The sequence below is a fragment of the Streptomyces sp. CB03238 genome, assembly GCF_002099185.1.
Lineage (GTDB): Bacteria > Actinomycetota > Actinomycetes > Streptomycetales > Streptomycetaceae > Streptomyces.
Genome location: NZ_NBCN01000007.1, coordinates 201,115 through 216,120, shown reverse-complemented (window position 1 = coordinate 216,120; position 15,006 = coordinate 201,115). Strand labels below are relative to the sequence as shown.

Annotated in this window: 12 protein-coding genes; 1 reads left to right on the top strand and 11 read right to left on the bottom strand. The window is 66.3% G+C overall.

Annotated elements, in window-relative coordinates:
* Positions 1–90: 90 nt before the first annotated feature.
* The 4 genes from BKD26_RS14100 to BKD26_RS14085 all read right to left on the bottom strand — a co-directional run bounded on the left by BKD26_RS14100 (position 91) and on the right by BKD26_RS14085 (position 3,689).
* On the bottom strand, positions 91–1,461 hold the full coding sequence (locus BKD26_RS14100; protein ID WP_084898174.1) for an ATP-binding protein: 1,371 nt from the start codon (positions 1,459–1,461) through the stop codon (positions 91–93).
* A gap of 31 nt (positions 1,462–1,492) precedes the next feature.
* Positions 1,493–2,179, bottom strand: coding sequence for a hypothetical protein (locus BKD26_RS14095; protein ID WP_084898173.1), 687 nt, complete (start codon positions 2,177–2,179; stop codon positions 1,493–1,495).
* On the bottom strand, positions 2,179–2,487 hold the full coding sequence (locus BKD26_RS14090) for a DUF6112 family protein (RefSeq protein WP_039649441.1): 309 nt from the start codon (positions 2,485–2,487) through the stop codon (positions 2,179–2,181). The genes BKD26_RS14095 and BKD26_RS14090 overlap by 1 nt, the downstream gene beginning before the upstream one ends.
* 74 nt (positions 2,488–2,561) lie before the next feature.
* Complete coding sequence (locus BKD26_RS14085) at positions 2,562–3,689, bottom strand: C40 family peptidase (RefSeq protein WP_107417847.1); 1,128 nt, start codon at positions 3,687–3,689, stop codon at positions 2,562–2,564.
* A 635-nt stretch (positions 3,690–4,324) separates the two neighbouring features.
* On the opposite strand from BKD26_RS14085, the gene BKD26_RS14080 reads away from it, so the two are divergent.
* Positions 4,325–5,074 (top strand): site-specific DNA-methyltransferase, encoded by a 750-nt coding sequence (locus BKD26_RS14080; protein WP_084898172.1) that lies wholly within the window; start codon positions 4,325–4,327, stop codon positions 5,072–5,074.
* 94 nt (positions 5,075–5,168) lie between these two features.
* Here BKD26_RS14080 and BKD26_RS14075 read toward each other — a convergent pair whose 3' ends face one another.
* The 7 genes from BKD26_RS14075 to BKD26_RS14045 all read right to left on the bottom strand — a co-directional run bounded on the left by BKD26_RS14075 (position 5,169) and on the right by BKD26_RS14045 (position 15,004).
* A complete protein-coding gene (locus BKD26_RS14075; RefSeq protein WP_084898171.1) occupies positions 5,169–6,083 on the bottom strand; it encodes a DUF5655 domain-containing protein in 915 nt (304 codons plus the stop codon).
* Positions 6,084–6,299: 216 nt separating this feature from the next.
* Positions 6,300–6,818 (bottom strand): proline dehydrogenase, encoded by a 519-nt coding sequence (locus tag BKD26_RS14070; protein ID WP_084898490.1) that lies wholly within the window; start codon positions 6,816–6,818, stop codon positions 6,300–6,302.
* 600 nt (positions 6,819–7,418) lie between these two features.
* Positions 7,419–8,732 (bottom strand): DNA sulfur modification protein DndB, encoded by a 1,314-nt coding sequence (locus tag BKD26_RS14065; protein WP_084898170.1) that lies wholly within the window; start codon positions 8,730–8,732, stop codon positions 7,419–7,421.
* Between the two features lie 26 nt (positions 8,733–8,758).
* Positions 8,759–9,352 carry a hypothetical protein gene (locus BKD26_RS14060; protein WP_241518646.1) on the bottom strand — a complete coding sequence of 198 codons (594 nt, stop codon included), beginning with the start codon at positions 9,350–9,352 and terminating at the stop codon, positions 8,759–8,761.
* A gap of 158 nt (positions 9,353–9,510) precedes the next feature.
* Positions 9,511–10,344 carry a phosphoadenosine phosphosulfate reductase family protein gene (locus BKD26_RS14055; RefSeq protein ID WP_084898168.1) on the bottom strand — a complete coding sequence of 278 codons (834 nt, stop codon included), beginning with the start codon at positions 10,342–10,344 and terminating at the stop codon, positions 9,511–9,513.
* 2 nt (positions 10,345–10,346) lie between these two features.
* A complete protein-coding gene (locus BKD26_RS14050; RefSeq protein WP_084898167.1) occupies positions 10,347–13,910 on the bottom strand; it encodes an ATP-binding protein in 3,564 nt (1,187 codons plus the stop codon).
* Positions 13,907–15,004 (bottom strand): DUF4007 family protein, encoded by a 1,098-nt coding sequence (locus tag BKD26_RS14045; protein ID WP_084898166.1) that lies wholly within the window; start codon positions 15,002–15,004, stop codon positions 13,907–13,909. The genes BKD26_RS14050 and BKD26_RS14045 overlap by 4 nt, the downstream gene beginning before the upstream one ends.
* Between the last annotated feature and the right edge of the window lie 2 nt (positions 15,005–15,006).

Here is a 15,006-nt window from a genome sequence, read left to right as displayed (position 1 = left end):
GGCGAAGCCGTCCTTGGAATGTGAAGAGAAGGAAGAGGAGGAAGACGGGGCGGGCCGGGCCGAAGCTCGGCCCGCCCCGTCAGCCGCGGGCTACGAGCCCGACTGATCCGCTGGTCCGGGATAGATCCACCGCTGCGGGGTGGCGCCACCCTGGGGAGGCGGACCGCTGCGCTGCGGTGCGGGCGGGTCCAGGTGTGTGACCTGCGGCGGCGTGACCGAGGCGCCCTGTGGTGTCGGCCCGGAGACCGCCGGCGCCGAGTCGGCCGCCTGGCTCTCACCGGCGCGCCGGATGAGCGGGACTCCGCGGTCGCCGTCCGTCGGAGGGCGACGGATCAACGCACGGCCCTTGTCGCCGGTCGCGCCCGGGTCCTCACCGAAGCGGAAGTGGGTCTGCTTCGGCTCGGCGTCCCCACCGGACCCGCCGGTCGGATCGATCCCGGACGCGACACCGCCCGAGCCCTGGCCAGGCACCTTCGCCGGCCCCTGCGGAGCCCGCATCCCCGTGCCCGCCTGCACCGCGAGCTGCCCCGCCGTCTTCGCCGCACCTGCGGCGACCGCCATACCCGCGACACCGGTGCGGTGCAGATCGTCGTGGCCGCCGCCATCGGCCGCCCAGTGCACGAACTTGTACGTGGCGTAGGGGCAGAGCAGCACCAGCACCATCACGACGATGCCCGCGATCGCGTCCGATAGGGCGCTGAGCCCGTCGCTCGCATCGGTCTTGCCCATGGCCGAGACACCCAGCAGGAACACGATCGTCATCAGGAGCTTGGAGACGATCAGGGTGCTGGTCGCCTCGATCCAGCCGCGCCGCCAGCGCCGCGCGACCTCCCAGCCGCCGCCGGCCCCGGCGAACACGGCCAGGGTAACCAGGACCAGGATGCCGACCTTGCGGGCGACCATCACCGCCCAGTAGAGGAACGCGCCCACCGCGCAGCCGAGTGCGACGATTGCGGGGACGCCCCAGCCCAGGCCGTACATCGCCCCCAGCTCGTTGACCTTGATGATGCGGCGCACCGCGTCGTCCACGGAGCTGTTGGCCGCCTTGAACAGGCCCGCGCTGAGCGCGTCGACCACGGTGATCGCGACGGTCGTGCAGGCGATGGCGGCGAAGGCGAACAGAACTCCGGCCACGGTGCCGTACACCGCCTGCGCGAGGGCGCGTTCGTCCCGGCGCCATGCGGCGCGGGTGAGCTGCAGGCAGAACGTGCCGACGGTCAGGATGAGGCCGATGGGCAGGATCAGCTCGTAGTTGCTCCTGAACCACTCGGCGTTGAGATCGATGGCCGTGGTCTTGTCGACGGCCTTCGAGGCCAGGTCCGCCGCGGCCTGGGCCATCTCGCCCATCGACTTGGCGATCCAGGCACCGATGCCGTCGGTGACGGCTTCGCCGGTCGCGCCGACCACGCCGCCGACGGTGTCGCAGACCGTACTCATCAGAGGAAGGTCACAAGCCCCCATGAGGGAACCTCCTTACACAGGTTGAGGACGATCACGGCGCGACGCTCGGCAGGACCCCGACGAGGGCACAGTCGCGGTCCGGTCGGCACTGGACTGCGAGGGTCGTCGAGCGGGACTCGGCTCCGGCACCGGAGCCCTTCCAGGTGATGGCCTGCTTGCCGGTGACCGTGACGGCGTAGACGTACGCCTCGGTGATCGCACCGGGGTCCTGAGCCAGGGCGGTCTTGAACGCCTGCGGGAAGTGGCCCTCGCCGACCGTGGCGCTGGCGTACTGCCCGTTGTCGTGCATCCGCGACCACAGCACCGGGCTGGGCACCTGGTCCGAGACCGACTTCCAGTCGGCGTACTTCTTCTCGTCGGTCATCCACCGCTTGAGGCCGGCCATGTGCTCGGCCTGAGAGAAGGACCGGGTGTCGTACGTCCACAGGACTTTGGTGGCGGTCTTGGCGAACTCGATCGGATCGGTCGTCCTGGGCGGGGAGGCCATCGCCACCTCGGCGTGCGCGGTGGCGGCCGGGGAGGGAGAGACCGAGGAGGACGCCGGCGCGGGGGTGGACTTCGGTGCGGCCGGGCTCTCCGCACGGGTGACGTACGCGATCAGGCCAGCGACGGCCAGCAGGACGGCGAGGACGATGCCGCCTATCGCGGCGCGGCGCAGGACCGAGGACGTGGTGCCATGCCGCCGAGCCCTGGCGGAAGAGAAGCGTTCCTTCGGCATTAGTGAACCTGCGTTCCCATCGCCGAGAAGAACGCGACGACGCCGTTGGCCGCGCCAAGCAGCAGAGCGCAGCCGGCGGCGACGACCGTGCCCTTCTTGCCGTTCGCCTCGGCCTGGTGGCCGCCACTGTGGTGGCCCCAGGCCCAGACGATGGCGGAGATCGCGAGAGCGCCGACCGTGGCGATGATGCCGAACAGGTTGATGCTGCCCATGACCTTCTTCAGGACGTCGAGACCAGGCAGGCCGCCCTCGCTCGGCGTGACGCCGGGGTTGTACGCCAGCATCTGGGCGTGCTGAATGAGCTTCATTGGAACTCCAGTACGAATTTGGGCACGCGAGGGCCCGGAAGGGTGGAGAGGAAGGGGAGGGGAACGGCCAGGTGTCAGATGACCCGGCGAGCGGCGAGGACGTCCGGCCGCCAGTCGGCGAGGGTCGAGATCTTGACCACGTCACCAGTGCGCGGCGCGTGCAGGATCAGGCCATCACCGATGAACATCCCTACGTGCTCAGGGACCTGGGCCGTGCCGCGGGTGAAGAGGAGATCGCCCGGCTTGAGGGCGTCGACGCTGACCGCCTTGCCCTCCTTGACCTGCGTGTACGTCGTCCGGGAGATCGAGATACCGCCGGCCTTGTACGACATCTGCATCAGGGACGAGCAGTCGCAGCGGCCCATCGGGTCCTGGCCGTGCGGATCGTTGCACGCGCCGCCCCACTGATACGGAGTGCCGAGCTGGCCCAGACCCCAGCGGATGGCGGTGCGGACCGACTTGGGTGCATCGGCTGGAATCTTGTAGCCCTTGGGGACGGAGCCCGCGGGGATTGGACCGAACTTGGCCCCGTCCTCGCCGGTGCCGCACCCGCCGGGCACCGCGTCCGTCTGCTCGCCCTTGTCGCCCCCGCCGGAACTCGACTCCGCCGACAGCGACGTGGCGATGGCCTTCTGCAGGGCCGTGGCCAGTGGCTCCCACTTGGCGTACGCGTCGGGGAAGCCGCTCTTCTGGACCGCCTGTGCCGCCTGCGTGACGGTCATGGACTGCCAGCCCGAGACCTTCAGCAGCGCCTCGTAGAACTTCGTGGAGGCGTGCACCGGATCGCGAACCTGCTGGGCCGTTCCCCAGCCCTGGCTGGGACGCTGCTGGAAGAGACCGAGCGAATCCCGGTCGCCGTAGTCCAGATTCCGCAGCCCCGACTCCTGTAGGGCCGTGGCCAGGGCAACGAGCTGGCCCCTGGCCGACACCTTCATGGCGACGCCGGTGGCCTGGATCGTCTTGGCGTTCGGGATCTGCTCCGCGGGATCGTCCAGGCCCGGGACCGACACCGTGGCCTTGCCGTCTCCCTTGAGGATCGACTCCACCTGCTTGGCGACCGCTGCGGAATCCACAGCCTGTGCATCGCCGCCCACGCAGGCGGCCTGGGCGCTGCCCGCGCCGGCCAGAGCCATCGCGAGCGGGGCGATCAGCAGCAGCGGGCCGAGAGCCACGGTTCCGACTATCGCCGCGCCCGCCTTCACAGTCGCGGGCCGTCCGCCAAGCGGAGGGCGCGGGAGTCGGACTCCGGGGAAGGGCGTGCCTGGGCATGCTGCATCAGCAGCTCCTTACTCGTAGGCAGCGCGGCACCAGCGTTCTCGTCGAAAAGGTCACCGGCACCGCACCGGTCAGAAATTCACAACCCTGAGGTCAGGGAATGGGGAACCCAGGGTCGGGAGCGGCTAACTCCCGACCCGTGGAAACCCTTTACTGGAGAACGGCAGCCAGCCGCGCTCTTAATCTCACACGCCACACGGAGAAACCCCATCACCGAAAAGTCAGGCCGATTCGCGACTGCCGTCCGTGTCACCACTTGGACGAGGCGACACGCATCAGCACAGCTCAACAGGCCGGGAGCTGAGCCCCGTCCGTCGAACAAGGCGAGACTGTAGGGACGAATTCCGGCCGCACCAAACGACGCCTCACCTGGCAGTCGTGGCCCGTCATATGGCGGCAGAGCGTCATTAGGTGCGGCCGGGGATGGTGGCTACTCTCCAGCCCATCGCTCTCCTCAGGCGGCTTCTGCTGCCTCCGGGAGCGACTCACGCCGACGTGCGCAGAATTCCGGGAGCACGGAATCACGCGCACGACCGTTCCTGCGGAAAGAGAGAACCGCGCAATGCCGTACACCCTGCATCGAGGCGACGCGCTGACCGCCCTCGCCGGCATCCCCGACAACAGCGTCGATGCCGTCATCACGGACCCGCCCTACAACAGCGGTGGCCGAACCAGCGGCGAACGAACCGGCCGCAGCGCCCGCGCGAAGTACACCTCGGGCGACGCCGAGCACGACCTCGCCAACTTCCCGGGCGAGAACCGTGACCAGCGTTCGTACGCCTTCTGGCTCACCCTCCTGCTCACCGAGTCCTACCGGGCCACCGCCGAGTCCGGCGCCGCGCTCGTCTTCACCGACTGGAGGCAACTTCCCACCACCACCGACGCGCTCCAGGCCGCCGGCTGGACCTGGCGCGGCATCGCCTCGTGGCACAAGCCGGTCTCCCGACCGCAGAAGGGCCGACTCAAGCAGTCCTGCGAGTACATCGTCTGGGGCACAAAGGGCCCTGTCGACCCCGACCGGAACCCCGTCTATCTGCCCGGCCTCTACACCGCGAGCCAGCCCCGGAAGGACCGCGTGCACATCACACAGAAGCCCGTGGAGGTGATGCGGGAGCTGGTGCGGATCTGCCCGCCGGGCGGAACCGTCCTCGACCCCTTCACCGGCTCCGGTACGACCGGCGTCGCAGCCCTGCGTGAGGGCCGCAAGTTCATCGGCGTCGAACTCTCCGAGCACTACGCGAACATCGCCGAGCAGCGGCTGCGAGGCGCGCTGACCCAGGACGACTTCGAACTCGCCGGGCCCGAGGAATGAGACTGAGACGCCCCAGACGGCAGGCCCAGAACACAGCGAAGGGCGGTTGTTCCACCACGCTGGTGGAACAACCGCCCTTCGCCGTACGGGGGACCTACGTCGCCTCGATGCTTCGCTGGATCAGGTCGGTCGCTCGTGCGAGGTCCTCGCGCGAGCCGATCCGCACCTCGACGCCGTCACGGATTCCGAGGGCCCCCAGGCCGCGCATGTCCCGGGAAAAGCCCTCCCGCAGCTCGACCTCTTTCGGGTCTAGCCTCAGGTTGACCACGATGTGTCTCTTGCGCGGCTGCAGGCGCACCGTGGCGACGTTCATGATCCGCCGGTAGGCGATGTAGTGGAGCTGGGGCTCCTTGAGTACGTCCCGGTGCGACAGCAGCAGCTCGTCGAGGTCCGCGTACAGCTCCTTCAGTTCCTCGGGCGACTCGTCGAGGTACTGCTGGACCGATTTCGGCGCCGCCGACGCGGCGCGGACCGATCCCGACGCTCCACCCCGCGCAGAGGTGCGGGTGCTGCCGGCCGACGCGATGAGCTGCAGTGTGAGAACGTCCTCGAAGACCCGGTACGTCACCAGGTCGATCCGGTGGCCGATCATCTCCACCGCCACGGTGTCATGGCGTGTGAAGGCCCCGGCGACACAGACGATCCGAGGCGCGCTCCAGTCGATCTCGCCGGCAACCTGGTCTCCGAGCCTCTCCCGGACCAGGCTCTCGAACTCGTGGTGGTGGTCGTGGAGCCACCACAGGTACGAGAGCCCCTGGTTGATGACGTTCTGGTCCCGGTTGCGCTTGTACTCGACGATGACCGGCGTACCGTTCTCGTCCAGGCCAAGGGAGTCGATCCGTCCACCGTGACGGCCGGTGCGGTACTCGGTCGCCAGGAATCGGATGCCGAGCATCGCCTCCATGTTGGCCTCGATCAACCGCTGCAGCTCGACCTCCACCCCCACGGCCGCCCCCGGTACCTCCGTCGCCTGCCCGCCGCTCACCCTGAAGACCTTCAAGTTGCTCACGAGCCTCCCCGCCCCACCTTGATCACTGCGAACGAACAATCGAGGCCAGGAGGTATTTATTCCGGTGATCCGGAGCGGACAGCGCCTCTCCCCTGTCCCAGAGTCACAGACCCCGCGGTGCGTGTTCGGGTGCAGGCTCCAGCGGAGGGCGGCTTGAACAGGGGACGGCTTTGTGCTTGATCGCCTGGATGGGCGCGATGCCGTGCCTCACATGGGTCAGTTCGTCTTGCCGATGGTGCTGCGGGCTGCAAGGCGGAAGTCCTTGACTGCTTGATAGAGGACTCGCTCTCGTTCAGCGGCGAGGGCGGAGTCTTCGGCTTTGCGGGCGGTGTCTCCCGCGTGGGCGTTCTCGGCCATCCGTCGCATGACGTATGAGAGATCGCTGGAGGCGTGGGTGACTCGTTCCGCGACTTCCGCGAGCGCAGCCGGCCCTTCGAGGATGACGACTTCGCCAGCGCGGTGGACCTCGCGGGCCAGGGTGATGAAGCGGCGTATCTTCTCGTCGATGTCGGTCAAGTCGGGCTCGCCTGAACGCAGGGCATCGAGGACGGCGTCCATGGCGATGTCGCGGTCATGAAGGGCGCTGAGGTAACCGGCGTATGCGTCGCGGCGGTGCTGGCGGCTCCACTGGGCGTGCTGGGACCGTGCCTGAGCACGGCCGTTCACGATCGCGGCCCCGAGGGTGGTGGCGGAACCGACGGCGGCGCCTAACAGTGCGGCGAGTCCTGAGTCCATGGATCCCAGTCTGCCGTTCTTGTCATCCATCAAGCAGTGAGATCAGGACTTGTCCATCGAGCTTCTGAGGCTAGCCATGAGCTGTCGGTTCGCGGTGCAGGCGGCGTCCAGGTCGTCGTCGCGTTCGCCCGCCAGGCCATCGGCTCCTGCTCTGCGGGCCCGGGCTGCGGCAGCCGGCGCAGGAGGTAGTGGCCGATCGCGGCGTCCAGGGCGCCACCTCGGCCCGCAGCAGTAGGCGGCAGAGCGTGGCCGCCTACGGAGCGCGGATGATCCCGGTCAGCGGGTCGGGCCGGAACCCGAGGCGGGCCAGGACATGCTGCGGGGCGTCTGCCGCCCGTTCCCCGATCGCGAGCAACGACTTCGCCCCGGCCAGGATCGCGGCTGCCGCACAGGCCAGCAGCTGCGGCAGCCGGGTAGCAGGACCCGCGTCTTTCCCGTGGATCGGGCACTTGTTCCAGATGGCAGCGCAGGTCAGCGGCGGGTGTCCTCGTTATCAGGCGTGAGGGCAGCCCGCAGTTGATTGAGGGCAGGCGGTATCCGGGATGATGAAGGACGGTGCTCTCCTTCATCGGACTCGATTCCCGAGTCCCACGGGATGAATCAGCTTGAAACGGAGTCTGTCTCGGCCGGCAAGAGGCTGTTGAACTCTTCGACGGTGATGGGGTACTTGGACTTCATGAGGTCAGAGTACGAACGGAGCGCCCTGCTGATTTGAGCCTTTGACCGTGGGGCGAGATGGATGAGAAGGAGATCGTAAAGCAACTGAGTGTAGTCCTTGCCGCTGGCCATCTTGCCCTGCTGGCGGCCTTCGGGAGTCTCGATCCACATCGACGAGAACGGCGCTTCTGCCATTTTCCAGTTCAGGGCTGAGAGACGCTTCATCAGCTCGTCCCATGCGAGTGTCTCCTGCTCCAGGATGTGGTGTACGGCCTTCGCGATCTGTACCTGGACTGCTGGCCGCATGAACGGGTGCCCCGACCCATCCCGGCCTTTTGGCGCACGTACATCCTTCGGGGATTGGGCGGCGAGGTAGCGCTGGCGCAGATTCCCGCACGCGTCCAGGAGGTCCTGAATGCGAGTCGAGAGGAGATCGTAGCTCTGATCGAGGAGCTCATCTGTGGCTCGCTGCTTCGACTCGTTCAGGGTGCACGGCAGGTCGAAGCCGATCTCCTTGACGATGTCGTAGAGAACACCAATCGTGCTCCAGGCCGGACTCGAAGCGTTGATCGAGCGAGGAGCGAGCACCAGCTCGCCGTCCTGACCGACCTTGCTGAACACGAGGACGACCTTGTCGCGGCTTAGGAACGAGTGATCGTCGAGGAGCTGACGGGTAAGGATGGCGAAGCTGTCGTCCTCGTCGAGCGCGATATTTTCCTGCGGGTTAGTACTCTTGGCGTTGCGATTGATGTTAGTGAACAACCGCCTGGTGCGGCGACGTCCGTCGGGGGTGTCGAAGTGAGGCACGACAATGACGTTGATGTCTTCGCCGCCCAGTTCAGGGTCGCGCTTAACGGCATCCTTAATTGCCTTGAGCCGGTGCTGACCGTCCAGGGCAAAGAACTGCTGGGTTCCATCGAAGGTGAGTACGCCGAAGTTGCGATCGAGGCCGGCGAGTACTGCCTGATTGTCGGCATCCGCATCCATGGTCAGTTCAAGATAGTTGGGGTCCCCACCCCAGACCGCGATGATGATAGCTCCGAGGAAGCGGTTCTCGTTGGTGAGCAGGTAATCGGTGATCTGCGCGGTGCGGGTGCCGACGCCGCGCTGGATCATGGTGCCGAGGTCCTGGTTCCCTCCGAGTTCATGCGCGAAGTTGATCTCGCGGGCTACCTGCGCGTAGCTCATGAGGCAGGAGAAGTAAGTCCAGTTCCCCACCTGTGCCTTGAAGGCGGGGACGAATGTCTTGGATGCCATGTCATACCTCGATATTGGGGCTGGGATCAGTTATCGGCGCGCAGGGTGGGCTGGGGGATGGTGCTCAGGCGGGCACGGAGTTTGGGCCGGTTCTGGTTGTTGAGCGGAGGGTTGTACAAGTTGATCAGCCGAGCTTCAAGATTCTTGATCTTGGTCCGGTCTTCAACAGTGGCAAACCAGAACTCCAGAGGGCGGAGGGCGAGGTAGTACGTGAGTCGGCCAGCCCGGGTGGTCGGCGGTTCTTCGGTCCAGAGGTGCTCAGGGTTGCCTCGGAGGTGCTTCTTGTAGTCCTTGTACCTATTTCTCAGCGTGTTGCCCTGCTGGCCGGATCCGCCCGCCTGGCCGATGTAGAGGACCTGATGGAAGCTGCTCTGTGAGTCGTCAGCCATCACGAGCTTGATCGATGGGCGCCAGACGAACATGTAGAGCCCCGCCTCGTGAGGCAGGGAGTCGCCGAGGCTTTCGACCGCCAGGGCTTGTTCCCAGGGGGATGCATGCTCGCTCAGGTCGTCCTGTAAGACCTTGTGGGCTGGGACATCGAGCATCGTGGCGATGCCGAGCTGAAGCTCCAGGGCTGGGCTGGCCTCGGCGCGGTGACGGATGACGGAGCGCTCGTGCATGTTGGGTGACGCCATTCCTCAAGGCACTCCGGCTGCAGTGACGGTAGACGAAGGGAACATCCTTGCACGTGGCACTGACATCCGGTGCGATGAGACGACAGTAGGCCCCGCTGATGATGATCCATCACCAGCAGGGCCTATGAGGGCACTTCAGGTCATCAGAGATGGCAGACCGAGCAGCCCGCCTCGTCGTCGTCGCTGTCGAGAGCGTCTGACAGGACATCCAGAAGCGGCCGGTTCGGCTTGACTCGCTTGGCCGCTCGCTCCATGGCGGCCTCGTGCTTCGCCTGGATCTCCTCGCGGCGCGCTATCAACTCGGGGAGAGACTCCCCCTGTGACCAGGTGTAGTCACGGCCCTGCATCGCCGTGTGCCGATACCGGACCTTGTCTTCGTAAGCGACGGCCTTGTCGTACAGCTCTGGGTGCCGGTCCTTGAGGCCGACCCACTCGTGCTTGCGCTGGAAGAAGCAGAAGTAGCAGCCCGAGCGGGTGCGCCACTCGTAGTAGCCGGGCAGCCCGATGCCAGCCTCGTCGAGGATGCGCATGACGCCATCTTTGTCGATGCCGTCCTCGCGGAAGGGGAACACGGCCTCGATGTTGGGCTTGGTGCTGACGTAGCCGAGCCGGTTCTCATCCGCGCGGATGGCGACGTAGGAGATCACCTCGTCGTCGCCGACCCACTCCTCCAGCGGCTTGATCTTCAGATTCTTGGTGCACCAGCGCATCTGCGGACTCGGCAGGGTGCCCTGGTACACCTCCATCCAGTGATCGAAGTCGCGATCGGCGTTAAGCCGCACGATGGGCTTGCCGAGGGCTGCTTCGAGGCGGTTGAGGTACTCGTAGGTCTCCGGAAGCTCCGCTCCCGTGTCACAGAAGAAGTACTCCATCTCCGGAACCCGGTCGCGCATGTGGATCGCGAGGGCCGAGGAGTCCTTGCCCCCGGAAATGCCTAGGACGTGGCGGACCTTCTTGGGGTTTGTATCGTCAGGCATGGTCACTCAGTCCTTTCTGCTGCCATCGTTGTCGCGGGCTCGGTGACGCGCTGGGCGAGGGCGGCGAGCAGGATGCGGGCGCCGTCGGGACCGAGCATCTTCTCAGCTTGCTCCAGGACACTGACAGCGAGGTCCTCGGCCTCCTGCCGGGATTGCTCCGGAACGTAGATCAGCGTTCGCTGTTCGGCGCCGTCCTTGTCGGTCAGGGTGAGGAGCCGCGCTTCGAGCGCCTCGCCCCTGTCGCCATCCGTCGGGCTTTGGTACAGGTGGCTCACTCGGTCGAGGGCCGCGGCCATCTCCTTCACCCGGCGGGGGAAGATGGTTGCGTCTGTGTCGGACCAGTCGCCGAGAGCGGAGTTCGACAGCCGTACGATCACCGGGTCGAGCCAGTCCTCGTCAGCCAATACTGAGTTGAGGGCGATGGCAACGAATCCCTTGAGCTCCAGGCTCAGGGAGACGCCGGCGAAGCCCTCCAAGCGGGTGGCGAGTGCACGCCGTAGCGCTGGCAGCGAAGCCGGCAGGCGGAATTCCCTGCTGATGGTCTCAATAACCTCTGCTCGCAGCGCTTGTTCGGCACCAGAGATCTCGTCGACTGCAGCCGCGAGCCGGTCCGCATAGCCCTTGTTCCCCGGGGTGGCCCGGCGCGCCTCTGTGGTGATCGGGTCCATGCCGAGAGCCCTGGGCAGCGCATTGAACAGCAGGTCGTCGGGGTCCTGCGCCACGAGCAGTGCTGAACGCACGGCGACTGCATCCGCGCTGATGCGCCGAGTACGCCTGGCGTACGGGGTAAGCACCATCACCCTTTCCAGCAAGGCCCTAGTGACCGCGAGCAGGGCCGGGTTGCGCAGGGCTTGGGAACGAGGCGATTCGACCTTGAGGGCAACAGACAAGCTCTTCACGACGCTCTGGCGCAGGCCGTCCCCGAGAGGGGTGGATTTCACGGCGAATCGCTGGGGAGCCTTGACCATGCGCTCAACGATGTCCGGCGTCAGCCGTGGCAGGTAAGAGCCGTCTTCGAAGAGCGCCACATCCTCGCTGCGCACGATGAGTGCCGTGACGACAAGCAGGGGCACCACGCCTGCCTTGACCCCGTAAGGCGGCACCATGACGACACGGATGATCTCATCGAGCCCGGTGCGCTGGTGCGCCTCTGTGAGCGCGGTCTCCAGGGCATTCCAGACAGGGAGGGTGTGAGGGTGCGCTTCGCTGGGCCGCGAGAACCCGTAAGGGAGGAAGGAGGTCGACGCGTCGTCGGGTGCACTGCGGTTTTCCCTGTGCAGGCCCATGTACTCCAGCGCACCGCTGTACATGGCCCGCTCGGCGGGGTACTTCTCGATCCCGAGGTGCCGTTCTCCAGACTTGAGGAGCATCGCGGTCAGCAGCTCGCGGCGAGACTTTGCGCCCTGGCTCGTGAGCTCGTGTCGGCCGAGCATCTCGTTGCGGATGTGTGGGGCGGCGGAGAACACCTGGTCGCAGGCAAACGACACGAGACCGCTGAGGCTTCGACCTCGAATCGTCTCGCCCTCAGAGGAGTCGGCCGGCATGCCGGTGCGCCACAGCCGCCAGGTGGCGCTCGCGGACAGCGGGAAGAACGCTGCATCAAGCAGTTCTGTCAGCTCGCGTTGAGCGGCTGCCGCGCGTCCCTTGACCTCGCGTGTAGCGACGGGGTCCAACGATGAGTCCAGCAGCAGTTCTTGCAGCGCGACTAGGTAGCTCGCGGCGTTCAGGATGATCTCCGGCTCTTCCGTGACTCCTAGGATCACGGGAAGCGTGGAGTTCACCACCGGTCGGTTGCTGACCTTGCCCAGGTGGAAGAGAAGCAGACCGTCGGCCTGGTCGTTGAGCTCGTCCGGACCTTGGATGTTCTTCGTCTCAGGGCTGGAGACGCGGACGAAGAACGCCCGCAGCATGCCTGTGACCTGGTTGTGGCGGCCAGCGGCGACGGCAAGCGGGAGATAGTCGCCCAGTCTCTTGATGACCGAGGGCGTGTCGAGGTGGTTGATGATCTCCTTGACACGGCCGTCGATGTCGAAGTCCGTGCCTCGCCACACCCGGTACTCGCCGCTGAATTGTCGATGAACGAGGAACCCTCGTGTCACCAAGTTCTGCAGCTGCTTCTCCAGGGCTGCGAATGCCTCGGGGTCTGCGCTCTCGGTGGGCTCGTGCAGGGCGAAATAGATCATCGCCGCAGTGGCACGCAGAGCGCCGTCGGCGTCGATGAGGTTGAGCATGCCAACGGTGCGCAGAAGCTTCTGGTCCGCGGGGGACATGCCGGCGGCTTCGTTGATGCGCGATTCGATCTCGATCCAGCGGCTGGCGTTGCTGGAGGCCAGCAGCGAGGTACGGCCGGAGTTGAGGAAGAAGTCGTACAGCTGCGGGAGCTGAATGGTGTCAGCCCGGCTGGGCTCGCGACTTGAGAACTGCTCCAGAGCGCGGCGCACCGTGTCGGGTTCGTCGCTGTTCAGGAAACCCGACAGGCTGCGGTCGTGCTGGCCGATCTGGGCAGCGAGCAGGGGGGCCGCGACGGCGGTCAGCGGGTGCAGGGGATAGAGGTCCTCGAAGTCTTGTGCCTTGAGGTCGACGAAGGCGTTGAGTCCGTGGTCGAGCCATGCAGCTTCTGCAGCTGCGGCCTGCGCCCGGATGAGCGTGCGCCCGGCATCGGATACACCGGACCGGTCGAGCCGGCGGCGCATCAGCTGGACCGCGTCGCCGAGATGCGGCGTGAAGGTGATGTCCTCGAACCGGCCCTGGATTTTGGCCCACTCGCGGGTCTGGAGCTGGCTGGAATGGGCGGCGTAGTCCATGAACGACATGTGCTGCAGCGTCATCATGAACAGCGGGAGTCCCTGGGGGCCGGCGCTCTTCTCAGCCAGTTCCTGCAGCAGGAACAGGTCGTCTTTGGCGCTGGTCAGATCGCTGTTTCCGGAGAGGTGCTCCAGCGTCTTGCCGAACTCGTCGATGATCAGCAGGAGTGGCTGCTGTTCGCAGAGGGCGACCACAGCGTCCAGGATGTCCTGTGACGTGGCGGTGGCGGGATCCGCGCAAGCGGCGAGGGCAGCTGTGACTGCCTTGGGCGTGCGGGTCTTCCAACGGCGCCGTGCCGCGGTGTGAAGGGCCCGGGAAAGGGTGGCGACTAGAGGCTCACGACGCGCGGTGGCAACGGCACCAAGGAAGCCCATAGGGGCGAGTTCCCCGCGACTGGCCGTGAGTCGCTGAACGAGGCCGATGCTGGTCGCACCGAGCACCGACTCAGCCTCGGTACGGCGGGCACTGTCAGTACCCAGGAGGGCTTCGATGAAGTTTGCCAAGGTGGACTTACCGGATCCGTAGGGTCCAGTGAACGACCACGATCGGGGGCGGCGAAGGTCACCGAGCGCGTTGGTGACGCGATCGACGACATCGACGGCCCGCGCTCCGACGTAGGGGGTGTGCAGCCCGTCCTCGACGTCGCGCTCCAGGTTGGTGGAGCGCATCTGGGAGCCAACGAGGCTGATGCCGTACGGGAACTGCGGAGCGGCGGGGGCCTTCTGAACAGAGCCAGGCCGCGTGGGGGTTGCGGTGGTCACACGGTCTCCTCGGTCAGGGCGAGCTGCGGGTCGATGATGTCCAGCTGCTTGAGCTCGCGCTTTTCAGCCTCGGCGAGCTTGGGGTACCTGCGAGCCCAGTCCTCACGGGTGGGGAAATTCGGCCTGTCGCGGACGTTGTCGTACTGCTCGTCCAGCACGTCCCAGGCAAGATCGAATGGGTTAGCGGTGAACGTCAAGCTCCGTTGGCCCACTGCCTCTACGAGCTGCAGTTCCTGGTGGCTAGCGGCGACCTTCCCCAGGGCCGCCGCGATGTCGGCCTCGCGGATGCGGAAGGCTCGTCCAGGAGCGCCGGGCTCGTTTGCCAAGCGCGCCAAGGAGATCGAGCCTGCATTGCGCGTCGTGCGGGCTGCGTAGTCCAGGCACGCGTAGGCGATGATGCGGGCCGGCAGGGAGGGGCGGGAACCGCTCGTGAATTCCCATTCGCTGCTGCCACGTTGGCCCACCTGCTCCATCAGCCCGAGCTCACGGAACGGGCAGGAGAGAAGATCCTCGAATGCCCCCGGCGCCCCGCCCCTCAGTCGCTGAGCAGGGACGTACATCTTGGTGATGCAGTCGACGTCCTTGGCGATGGAGGCTTCCACCGGGCCTTCAGGGAAGGAGAGGTTGACATGCCGCACGATGACCTGGGTCAGGTCCGCCAGCGTGAACCGGGAGAAGGGAGCCAGGTGGAACGCGACATACCACGAAGGTGCCCAACTCTTCGCCCCCGGCCGGGAAGACAGAAGCCACCAGTGAAGAAGCCACAGGCTGCCGAGCTCTTCCAGGTAGGGGTCGGCTCCATCCTCGTCAAGCAGCCACCGCGCCTCCCAGGTTGGGTAGGACAGCATGGCCCTGGAGTTGGTGTCGTCGCCGTAGTGCTCCCGGGTGAGCTTGAAGGCACGGGACCAGTAGCGCATGGCGTAGACCATGTTTTTGCCAACGCCGAGCTGCACGGGGGCATCATCCGCGAGGAATGCCTCGGGGTTGCTTTGCACCTGCATGTACGCCTTGTGGAGCCACCCGAAGCGCGGCGCGAAGGTCTCGTGGCGCGCGAAGGAGGAATGGGCGGCTTCGGCGAGCCGACTGTCTGACATGC